The organism is Bacillota bacterium (assembly GCA_013314855.1).
GTDB lineage: Bacteria > Bacillota > Clostridia > Acetivibrionales > DUMC01 > Ch48.
In genome coordinates, this window is the sequence record JABUEW010000138.1 from 1 (window position 1) to 10,096 (window position 10,096).

General features: G+C 35.1%; 9 protein-coding genes and 1 other RNA gene. 3 read left to right on the forward strand and 7 right to left on the reverse strand.

Annotation, left to right across the window (positions count from 1 at the left end; genetic code table 11):
* Positions 1-211: 211 nt before the first annotated feature.
* The gene (locus HPY74_17560; GenBank protein ID NSW92440.1) at positions 212-772 is read left to right on the forward strand and encodes a tyrosine-type recombinase/integrase; all 561 of its coding nucleotides are present in this window, start codon (positions 212-214) and stop codon (positions 770-772) included.
* Between the two features lie 338 nt (positions 773-1,110).
* Here HPY74_17560 and HPY74_17565 read toward each other — a convergent pair whose 3' ends face one another.
* Positions 1,111-1,680, reverse strand: a complete 570-nt coding sequence (locus tag HPY74_17565) for a methyltransferase domain-containing protein (protein ID NSW92441.1) — start codon at positions 1,678-1,680, stop codon at positions 1,111-1,113.
* A 183-nt stretch (positions 1,681-1,863) separates the two neighbouring features.
* Between HPY74_17565 and HPY74_17570 the strand changes: the two genes are divergently transcribed.
* Positions 1,864-2,265, forward strand: a complete 402-nt coding sequence (locus tag HPY74_17570) for a four helix bundle protein (GenBank protein NSW92442.1) — start codon at positions 1,864-1,866, stop codon at positions 2,263-2,265.
* A gap of 231 nt (positions 2,266-2,496) precedes the next feature.
* Positions 2,497-3,852 carry a hypothetical protein gene (locus HPY74_17575; protein ID NSW92443.1) on the forward strand — a complete coding sequence of 452 codons (1,356 nt, stop codon included), beginning with the start codon at positions 2,497-2,499 and terminating at the stop codon, positions 3,850-3,852.
* Positions 3,853-4,221: 369 nt separating this feature from the next.
* Here the strand turns inward: HPY74_17575 and HPY74_17580 are convergent, their stop codons facing one another.
* From HPY74_17580 to ffs, 6 genes are all read right to left on the reverse strand, one after another.
* Positions 4,222-5,151 carry a hypothetical protein gene (locus HPY74_17580; GenBank protein NSW92444.1) on the reverse strand — a complete coding sequence of 310 codons (930 nt, stop codon included), beginning with the start codon at positions 5,149-5,151 and terminating at the stop codon, positions 4,222-4,224.
* 501 nt (positions 5,152-5,652) lie between these two features.
* A complete protein-coding gene (locus HPY74_17585; GenBank protein NSW92445.1) occupies positions 5,653-6,306 on the reverse strand; it encodes a class I SAM-dependent methyltransferase in 654 nt (217 codons plus the stop codon).
* 319 nt (positions 6,307-6,625) lie between these two features.
* A complete protein-coding gene (gene recR / locus HPY74_17590) occupies positions 6,626-7,225 on the reverse strand; it encodes a recombination protein RecR (protein NSW92446.1) in 600 nt (199 codons plus the stop codon).
* A gap of 53 nt (positions 7,226-7,278) precedes the next feature.
* Positions 7,279-7,623, reverse strand: a complete 345-nt coding sequence (locus tag HPY74_17595) for a YbaB/EbfC family nucleoid-associated protein (protein ID NSW92447.1) — start codon at positions 7,621-7,623, stop codon at positions 7,279-7,281.
* Between the two features lie 105 nt (positions 7,624-7,728).
* Entirely contained in the window at positions 7,729-9,288 is a 1,560-nt protein-coding gene (gene dnaX / locus HPY74_17600) for a DNA polymerase III subunit gamma/tau (protein ID NSW92448.1), read from the reverse strand.
* Between the two features lie 83 nt (positions 9,289-9,371).
* An RNA gene (ffs, locus tag HPY74_17605) (signal recognition particle sRNA large type) lies at positions 9,372-9,636 on the reverse strand.
* Positions 9,637-10,096: the final 460 nt, after the last annotated feature.

Sequence of the window (10,096 nt, forward strand, 5' to 3'; positions counted from 1 at the left end):
GTAACAATATGTCCATTTTGTTACATGTTTAAAAAAATAAAATCCTTGTTTTTAGCGCATTTGATGTTAATACTTTTTCCTTTGAGTTTTTTTGTATAAAAAATCCATGTATCTTTTTTATAATATTTATGATAAATTTATATATAAGCATCCGCTCGGTTACCATATATTATCAGAAGTACTCATGTAATGGCCAAGGAGGGACAGGTTGATGACCGTAGAACCTATTCGTAATAAAGCAAAAATTAAGCAAATGTACTATTATTTAAACGGTAAAGACCCAAAATATGGACTATTGTTTAAGTTTGGCTTAAATACAGGCTTGAGAATTAGTGATATTTTGCCTATAAAAGTTAAAGACATTTATACAACAGATAATCGCTTTCGTGAATATCTTATCCTGAAAGAAAGGAAAACTGACAAAGAGAAAAAAATTAAGATCAATGAAGCTCTCAAAAAAGAGATAGAAAACTACATGAAAACACGTAATTTAACGCAGGAAGATTACTTCTTCTCAAGCAAAAAAGGTGGGCATATAGGCAGGATTCAGGGTTACCGAATATTACGGGAAGCCGCTGAAGCTGTAGGTATTGAAAATTTTGGAACCCATAGCCTACGCAAAACCTGGGGGTATTGGACCTATAAAATGTCCCGCTATAATATAGGGCTTATCATGGATACCTTTAATCACAGCTCGCAACGGATAACCCTGCGTTATATTGGTGTAAACCAGGACCAAAAGGACGAACTGTACTCCTTGGTCCAGTTCTAAAATGGTATAAAATTCTAAATAACCAACTAAATAGTTTGGGGCTTTTATTTTATAAAAAATATATTAATATGCAGGAAAAATTAAAGTCGTGTCGAAATATATGTTTTAAGGTAACAAAATGGACATATTGTTACATGGACATACAGGAAAACTCTCCCTTCTATAAAAAATAATACGACCACCTACCGCTAAAATATATTATTACCTGTTTTAGTTCTAAACTTTCTGGGAACTTTATTTACTTAACGTAGTAAATGTAAGAAATGATAAGGTTTAAGATATATATTCTTATATTTTTACATCTTAAGCCTTATCCTTGCTAACTTAAACCATCATAGCTATTTTCTTGCCACAACTGCATAAAAATACTCATTTATATCTGTAGTAGACACACTCTTAAATCCGCAATCCTGAAGAATTTGCGTCACATAACTGATTTCTAACTTCTGACCCACATGCAGCCCCCAATCGCTTTCCTTCTTTATCCACTCGACAATCACTATCTTCCCATTTCCCTTTAGTATACGCTTTATTTCTCTTATAAACCGAACCCTGTCTTCAACTTCATGCAATACCAGACAGGCAAATGCAAAAGAAACCGTAGAATCACCGACCTTCATATCATATTCAGCCGTTACAATTGGCCTGATATTCGTCATGCCGTTTTCCGCTGCTCGCCTTTGCGTTTCCTCTACCGTTTCCAATTCTACATCCATAGCATAAACAATACCCTTTGAACCAACAATGTCGGCAGCAGGAATGGAGAAATATCCAATTCCACAGCCAATATTGGCAACAACGTCCCCTTCTTTTAATCCAAGTTTTTTTAGTATTTCATAGGGAGGAAGAAATTCCCGCCATTCAAGGCTATCTAGTTTATTTCTATGATTCACGTCAAGTTTGTGCATCCTTCAAAACCTCCGCAAGTATCTATGATGCTCTTTATCAGATAGTAAACTTCTCTATTCAAAATAAATGTATATAAAAAGAATTATAACATAACAATCGAGTAAAATTAGACTTCAGGCTCCCATTTTTGATACTATGAAGGCATAAGATGTAAAACTGGCAAAGGAGCGTGATAGATATATATGGCATACACCATTAATAATATAAGGGATTTCAAATCTCTGGATGTCTACAATAAGATAAGGGAATTGGTGAAGGATGTTTATAAAATAACAGAACAATTCCCTCCTTCCGAGCAGTACGGTGCAACCAGTCAAATTCGTCGAGCTGTTACATCGATTGCTGCTAACGTAGCTGAAGGCAATGGCCAGTTCTATCCCAGCAAGGAAATAACATTTCTCAATACGGCAATCGGCAGCTTATCCGAGACAAGAAGCTGGATTTTATTCGGCCTGGACATGGACTATATCTCAAAAGAAGATTACGACCGATTAGAAGCCAAATGCCTCGAAATTATCAAAATGTTATACGGCTGTGTCCGTCGGATAAAGCAATCCCAGGACAATGACGATGGCGCTGCTTAATACTACTGTTTACGTTCAGGGTAGTATACTACATCATACCTCCCTGAACTTACATAATAATGGCTTTCCCCTTTCCTATTCCCTCAATAATACCTTGTTCAAAGCACAAGTTTACAAGACTATCAAAATGCAACTCAATTTCGATAAAAATACTTGAAAGTGGCACGAAAGAGTCAGTAAGATTCAGTTATTGAAATAAAACTATTGATGAAGAGGAAGGAGTTTTTGTAAATGGCAAAAGCAGAAATGATAGTATTTGAACACGAAAAACTTGGAGTAATTACTTTTAAAAAAGATAAGGACGGAAGACCTGTATACAATAATGAGAAAGTCAGGGAAATATTCATAAAAGGAATTGAATCCCTTGTAAACCAGGACCTTTTAACACAAAAAGACAGGGAAATGTTTAAGGATATTGTAAATAACATGGAAATAGGCATTAAGAAAAACCTGCCTGCAAGGATATCTATACCTTGCCAATATAACAGGCGCACAGGGAAAGTAGTTAGTATTTCTTTTTATATCGGTGAAATATCATTATATATCCCGATTAAGGATATGGTTGAATCTATATTGAGCAGTCTCTGCAAGATTATTGTTATGTACAAATTCCCTAAAGATAAAGTTCGTGAGTATGAAAAATATGGGTCAGACGATGGCCTAAACGGATACGGTGGCTATTGGATCAGGTACGCTGAAGCATTATTGCCAGAGGATTATATCACGCATTATAAGATCGCTTATAATGCCCGTGATTATATCCTCAAAAATGCAGTAACCGAACATATAAGAGTTTTTTCAAATGAGCTTGGTGAAGGCTGGGCTTCTGAACTTGCAGAAGAATATGCAGGAAGGCTGATTGATGAGGAGTTGACTGAAAAAGACTATCCTCTAAAAGATTTTATGGAAGAAAAATATGAAGAGCTAAACGATAACGAAGATGAAGATGGTGAAAATTGCAATATCCAAGATTCTCCTCAACCAGATTCCCCAATTTCTTCAGCAGAATATATAAAAAATATGAAAGAAAAATATAAAGATGAGTTAGATACTATAGGTGAAGATTTAGTCATGGTAAGTTCTTATCAAAGGGGAGCCGCCCTATTTGATACCATTGCAAGTTGTAAACATGAAGAGCTGAAATATTATCTGCTTATTGAATACTGGGACTGGATAGATAAAGGACAAGAACTCTATACCCCTTCACTGGTGTCCAGATGGCTTAATGCTGCAAATGTGCAGCTTGACCTGTCTGGTATTGAATTTGACAATGATGGGTTTGTAACGGTTTACCGTGGCGAGAACGAATATTCCTTACCCTGGGAAAAAGGAGCATTAAGCTGGACAACCTCCAGGAAAATTGCTGAAAAATTTTCCAAGGGTGTCAGGGTAAGAATCCAGACCGCAGCACAACCAAAGGTAATTATAGGAAAAGTCCACAGAGATAATATCCTTGCCCGCATAGATAGCAGGGATGAATTTGAACTGCTCTGTAAGGATGTGGTTTTCTTGGAGGAGATTAAGCTCAAAAGCAATAACAAAGACGGCGGCAAAAAGGCGAAACTCCCATCATACGTCCAAGAATAAATACTCTGGGGCTAACCACCCCAGTATGTACATAAAGCCCAGTGAATAATCTGGGCTAATTTGTCAACAACAAAAACCATGTTCTGATAACTTATCTAAACTGCAAAAGAGATAAGCCCAGTAAATAAGGACTTGTCTCTTTTTATACATATAAACAATGTAAAATACAAATATATAATAATTTCATAAGCAGGTTACTTCGCAATTTTATAAATAATGCACCAATCAATTTCAGATAATATGGGTTAGAACGTATTCACAAATAGCATTTACATGCTGGTTTTACAGCAAGCCTTACCTTTACTTTGAATTCTAATATATCGAAGTGTAATAGTTTAATAACACATAATTTTACCTTTTAGCGTATTATTACTGAAACTTTATGTTAAAGTTTTTGATATCCGGTACTGAATTATCATCAAGGTATTTTATTTCTTTCACCGTATCGCATATAAGGTTAAACATGTCTAGAGGAAGTTTCTTGCTATCGATAAGGGCCTTTTGATAGTTTTTTAAACAATTTGTTAAGAGCGTTAATAAAAATTCTGCAGGGAATTGGATATTTAAGAACTTACTAACTTCAAAATTATTATTATAAACAGTTTCATAATATATATCTTTTTCCCTAAAAAACCTATTATCAGAAACATCCACTTTATAGCGATGTATAATACTGCATCTATATTCCTTATACATGATGTTACCAATACTAAATTCTGATAAGAATTCTTTCAACCCCCCGAGTGAGTCCTTATAGTGTCCATGCCAATATTTTTGTGCTGATGATGTGAGATAATCCATAACATTATTAAGACCGTCTATAGACTTTTTAGAAGATCGCTTCTGTGTAGGAGTTACTCTATATTGTTTTTGAATACTCACTAATAAAAACTTTATAAAACGGGATATTTCTAATTCTGTAATTGGTATACCAGATTGCCAAATAAACGGGATGAATGCTATATAATCACTTACATCTAACATTGAAAGCCTTCCTGGTTTGGGAACTACGAGACTTACTACATAAAGCTGGTAGTGAAGATAATAGAATAATTCAGGTAGGCTAATAGAATAAAAATCAATACCCATATCTGAGAACATTTGTATAAAACTTACGAATCTTTTATGCTGCTTCTTTTGCTGATATGCTGCCATATTAGCCAGTGAATCTAGTCGAGAACAAACCAGTAATATAAACTCCTGTGCATATTGCTTATTGTCTTTAAAAAAGTTGAGTAAATCAATTGTTGAGTCGTATTCATGAAACAAATTTATAATCCTTTTTTCAATACTTTCCATACATATTACCTCACGTTTAATGTCCAAAGGAATGCACAAAACAGACATTTGTTACGTTTTATCTAACTATAATGAATTTATTCCTTGTCATTTTTTAAGAAAAATCCAATTACACTTATTAATAATCCAATTATAACAAGTATTAGTCCAATGTTCACGCTCCCATTAAGCACATCACCTAAACCAATTATAAATATGCCTCCAACCACTGTTAATTCAATTCCTAATATCCTAATAACAATATCTGGTTTGATGATTTGTCTTTTAGATAGCTTTTGAGTAAAACACCTAGAACTGCTACAACTGCTATGCATATTAGCACTATAATCGTTAAAGTCATAGTCATTAAGTACCTCCTTCTTTTATTCATATAATAAAACTGTTGTGCACTATTGACAGAATTGCTTTTCTTCCTTTTACATCGAATAATATAAATTTTACATTATTATTTAGTACAAAGCAGTCGGGTTTTGAACAGTTACATTATTTAAGGAAAAAGCATCATAAAAGTTTTATAGCATTAATAACAAGAAGGTCTTGCTCATAATTAAATATTTCATAATCTAATATGTTGAAGCCTCCATCTTTTACTTCTGCTATAATATTTTCAGGAAGTCCCCAGTATCTTGTAGGAACACCATTTTCTACTTTACATCTTGTGATAGGGTCAAATGGGTAGTTTGAGTCTTTTGGATTACCACACTTTGTCATTATTATCAACACCCCATTATTTTTAAGTACTCGAAATGCTTCAGAGAGGAATTTTTTTCTATCTTTGCCAATAATACAATGAAAACAAAATGAATCAATTAAAATATCGAATTTCTCTGATTTGTATGGTAAATCAAGAACACTTCCGACTTTAAATTTAGCATCTGCCAATTGGATTTTACTTCTATCTATAGCCCATGATATAGCAGTTGGAGATATATCTATGCCGTATGCTTCAAAACCATGCTGTGCAAATTGCAATGTAAGCCGTCCATCTCCACAACCTAAATCCAGCAGGCTTCCACTATAAATGTTATTTCGTTTCAAGATGTTGGTTGTCATTTCAAACATACTTTGTGAAATTTTTTCTGTATTCCAACCTTCTTTATTCTGTTGTCTTAACCTTCTATATGTCTCTTCAAAAGTATTCACTGAATTGCTCATATATCCCATTTCCTTTTTGAATAAAAATATTATTGATGAATAATATTATAACTGATGCGCAGTATAAAAACGCTATCGATACTTCCATTATTAGGTATACAAAATGATATGTCAACACTAAAACCTAAATATCTTATTTGTACCGTTTTTACATCAAGAATCTCGAATCTTGATATAACCTACATTATGTCTACCTATGACACAACTTTATTTTTATTTTGACACAACTTACCGTATTATGCCCATAAATACCTACACTTTTTGTTCTGATTTTAATCCTTTTTCCCTTAATTTCTTAATCCCAACAAATAATCCTATGTTATATTTCACGGCGGCCCTGCAATGCCCTGGCAAGGGTTACTTCATCTGCATATTCAAGATCCCCACCTACGGGAATTCCGTGTGCTATACGTGTTGTTTTTATTCCTAGGGGTTTTAATAGCTTTGCAATATACATAGCTGTAGCTTCACCTTCAATATTAGAGTTGGTGGCAAGTATAACTTCCTTTATTTCGCCCGACTGAAGCCTTACAAGCAGTTCTTTTATTTTTATATCTTCCGGACCAATGCCTTCCATTGGGGATATGGCTCCATGGAGTACGTGGTAGAGGCCTTTAAATTCCCGGGTTTTTTCCATTGCTACAACGTCCCTGGGATTTTCCACAACACAAATTACGCCCTGGTCTCTATGCCCGGAACTACAAACTAGACATGGATCTTTATCTGTAAGGTTCCCACAAATAGTACAGTATTTGACTTTTTCTTTTGCTTCCTTTATTGCATTTGCAAGGCCCATGGCTTTTTCGGTAGGAAGATTCACTATGTGAAATGCCAGCCTTTGCGCCGACTTAGGACCTATACCTGGTAGTTTCTCAAATTCTTCTATAAGCTTTGCTATTGGGGTCACAAAGTAATTCATCTACAATCATCCTTATTCATCTGCCTTATCTGCCCAAGTATAACTCAGACACGCTAGAACAACCCCGGAAGGCCTCCTAAGCCGCCTGTAAGCTTATTCATTTCACTGCTCACCATTTCTTCTGCCTTCCTTAGTGCTTCATTTACAGCTGCCAGTATAAGATCCTGAAGCATTTCCACATCTTCGGGGTCAACAACTTCAGGGTCTATATTTATTTCTAGGATCTCCTTCTTTCCTGTTGCCACAACTGTTATAGCCCCTCCACCTGCACTGGCTTCAACAGTTTTACTTTCAAGTTCCTCTTGTAATCTAGCCATCTCCTTTTGGATCTTCTGGGCCTGTTTCATAATATTTCCCATATTAGGGCCTCCAAATCCGGGGAATCCGCCTCTTGCCATAAATAAATCCTCCTAAATTCTATTTGGTCATTATAAATTATACAGCAGTTTATGCCAAATATACAACATGTTATTTTTTTATGAAGGAATATAAGCTTATTATTCCTATTTATCATAAATATTAAAAGGAGCGTTAAATGTAGTTGCAAAACTCAAAATTTTTTCAACACGATCATCATTAAAAATTTCGGAGTCAATAACTTCGGGATTGAATTTTTTAATGTTTTCCAAATCTTTTTCAATAAGGCATTTAACCCTTACTTCCTTACCCAGCTTATCCTTCAGTATCTTTTCAATTAACTTTATATTGGCAGGTTGGGAAACAATTTCCCTGTTTGCTCCATCATTTCCAGGTAATATTATTCCTATGCAGTTTATATCAAATTCAAGAATTTTTGCTGTGCGTAAAATAAAGCATAATGGACCCTTTCCCGCTTTATTTAATTCTTTAAGGACCTCGTCCCATATTTGGACTAAATTGACACTGTTACTAAAGATGTTATGTGTACCTTCTTGGGAAGATACCTGCTTTGCAGGTATAGTTTGATTATTCTCAATCTTTTGCGGCTCATTTTTTACCGGATTTGTACAAATTTTTATCAAAGTAACTTCTAGCATGACCCTGGGATGATTTGCCCACTTTAAACTTGATTCAAGCTCCGACAACTCTTTTATAATATATATAATTTCATCTTTATCTAAGCTAGAAGCCTGCAATTTCATAGTATTTATAGAGTCTCCGGATGCGTCTATTATACTTTGGGCATTGTCTAATAATTTACATATAAGAAGATTCCTATAATATAATATTAATGTTGATACAAACTGGGATATATCCTTGCCTTCCATGACAAGGTGATTTATTAGAATTAGTATATTGCTTATATCTCTGTTACTTATTGAATCAACAAAGGTTGATATAAAGTGTTCATTGGCCATTCCGGTAATTGAGAGGACATCGGAATAAGTTATTTTTTTATTACCTAAGGAAATACACTGGTCTAGAATACTTAAAGCGTCACGTAAAGCCCCCTCTGAAATCCTTGCTATTAATTTTAATGCTTCGTTCTCCACATCAATGCCGTTCGCCCTGGAAATCTTATCAAGCCTTACTGCAATACTTTCAACCGTTATCCTTCTAAAATCGTATCTTTGGCACCTGGATAAAATGGTAGCAGGAAGCTTATGAGGTTCAGTGGTGGCAAGGATAAAAATTACGTGGGAAGGAGGTTCTTCCAATGTTTTCAATAGAGCGTTGAAGGCGCCGGTAGAGAGCATGTGTACTTCATCAATGATGTACACCTTATACTTTGCGCGGGAAGGAGTGTAAATAACTTCATCCCTTATGTCTCTTACATTATCCACACTGTTGTTTGAAGCAGCATCAATCTCCATTACATCAAGAAGACTCCCGGAAAGTATACCCCTGCATATTTCACATTCATTACAAGGATTACCGTTATTCGGATTTAAACAGTTAACTGCCCTGGACAGTATTTGTGCCATTGTAGTTTTTCCGGTACCCCTTGTACCGCAAAAAAGATAAGCGTGAGCTATACGGCCTGTATTTACGCTATACTTCAAAGACTTAACAATATGTTCTTGTTCTACTACATCGTCAAAGACTAAAGGTCTCCACTTCCGGTAAAGTGCTATATATGACATTAAATCCCCCACCCTAATTTTGAAAACATACTACAAAAAAAGACCAAGACGGTCTTTTTTCTGTATGTTTTTTAGTTAATTGGCCATGCACCTGTTTTTGACTTATCCCTCCAAGCGTAACCAAAGTAGTTAGCTCAGTCCAGGCACCCTCACGGCACACGGAAGGGACTGATTACCGCTGCTTTCTTCCGAACCTGACGGGGTTTTCAGGTTTCCGTTGCGTAAGACCCAAACCTCATCGCTACTTGCTAAGGGCAGGCCTTACAGAGAAAAAGCCTGGAACAGGAATTCAATCCTGCTATAGCGGGTTGCAGGTACAGGGCACCGCTACCTCCCCATCTAGCATGGCCAAATGTTAGCTTATTCAAGGACAAAATCGGCTGATAACAGCCATAACTTATTATAAACAAAAAAGAGTAATATTTCAAGATACTTAAGTGTATAAAAACATATTTATGGTGGCAAATTTAAACAAAAAAAGAAGCACTAGATTATAAATTACAAATAATTCCAGTTATACAAGTGCTTCACAAACTAAACTCAAACAAGCCAAAAATCTATATTAAAAGGAGGAACAAAAATGAAAAATTTAGTATTATTGGCTGTGGCAATTATATTATACCACATTTTTCTTGTAGTAATGTTAAATTTGTATAACAAATGTGTAACAAATTTAATAAAACTCAATTGCAAAAGTAAATTCCACCCCTACGATATCCGACAGTGGAAATTACTCTTACAAATTTAAGGGTGGAATTTAACAGTGCAAACTTTAACAGTGCAAACTTTATCAGTGGAAATGTCAGAA

Coding starts and splice junctions, on each gene's coding strand:
- dnaX (NSW92448.1), bottom strand. CDS start 9,288: ATGTCATATATAGCACTTTACCGGAAGTGGAGACCTTTAGTCTTTGAC.
- HPY74_17585 (NSW92445.1), bottom strand. CDS start 6,306: ATGAGCAATTCAGTGAATACTTTTGAAGAGACATATAGAAGGTTAAGA.
- HPY74_17595 (NSW92447.1), bottom strand. CDS start 7,623: ATGGCAAGAGGCGGATTCCCCGGATTTGGAGGCCCTAATATGGGAAAT.
- HPY74_17565 (NSW92441.1), bottom strand. CDS start 1,680: ATGCACAAACTTGACGTGAATCATAGAAATAAACTAGATAGCCTTGAA.
- HPY74_17580 (NSW92444.1), bottom strand. CDS start 5,151: ATGGAAAGTATTGAAAAAAGGATTATAAATTTGTTTCATGAATACGAC.
- HPY74_17575 (NSW92443.1), top strand. CDS start 2,497: ATGGCAAAAGCAGAAATGATAGTATTTGAACACGAAAAACTTGGAGTA.
- recR (NSW92446.1), bottom strand. CDS start 7,225: ATGAATTACTTTGTGACCCCAATAGCAAAGCTTATAGAAGAATTTGAG.
- HPY74_17570 (NSW92442.1), top strand. CDS start 1,864: ATGGCATACACCATTAATAATATAAGGGATTTCAAATCTCTGGATGTC.
- HPY74_17560 (NSW92440.1), top strand. CDS start 212: ATGACCGTAGAACCTATTCGTAATAAAGCAAAAATTAAGCAAATGTAC.